Consider the following 500-nt stretch of genomic DNA (forward strand, 5'->3'; position numbering starts at 1 on the left):
GTGCTGAAAGAAAGGAGAGATTTCTAGTGAAGAAAAGAGTAATTGGTCTTACCCTGGTAGTTTGCCTTTTGTTCTCGACTACCGCTTTCGCTTCTTCGACATCCATTTCTCAGATGTCGCCGGACATGAACGCGGCCATAGAGGTTGCCACATCTTATCTGGAAGATGCGGCATACTCTCAGTATTTTTACGATGCTCAAGACTTGGTAGCGCACACTATAGAAGTAATTCCCGAAAATGAAAAGGCAGTCCTTTCCCAGAGTATCGCGGAATATCCTTCGTTTAGATCGGCCCAAGCTGTTGTACCATATGAAGATACCAGCATTAACACCGGGACACTCCAGGCTTTTGAGGAAAACTTGGAGTTGCATCGGGACAGTGTTGCCTACTATGGGCATCTTAACGAGCTAGAGAACACTACATATAAATACTTTACTCCCTCTTATGATGTAGTTGACGGTAATATTGACGGCGACTTCGCCACAGTTAATGTGTATGAA

At 44.4% G+C, this 500-nt stretch carries 1 protein-coding gene; it reads left to right on the plus strand.

The window, feature by feature from the left end; genetic code table 11:
* Positions 1-26: 26 nt before the first annotated feature.
* The coding region (locus RX395_RS09975; RefSeq protein ID WP_316367339.1) for a hypothetical protein at positions 27-500 on the plus strand (474 nt) is incomplete at its 3' end.

Origin of the sequence: Collinsella aerofaciens (assembly GCF_032584215.1) — a bacterium.
Lineage (GTDB): Bacteria > Actinomycetota > Coriobacteriia > Coriobacteriales > Coriobacteriaceae > Collinsella.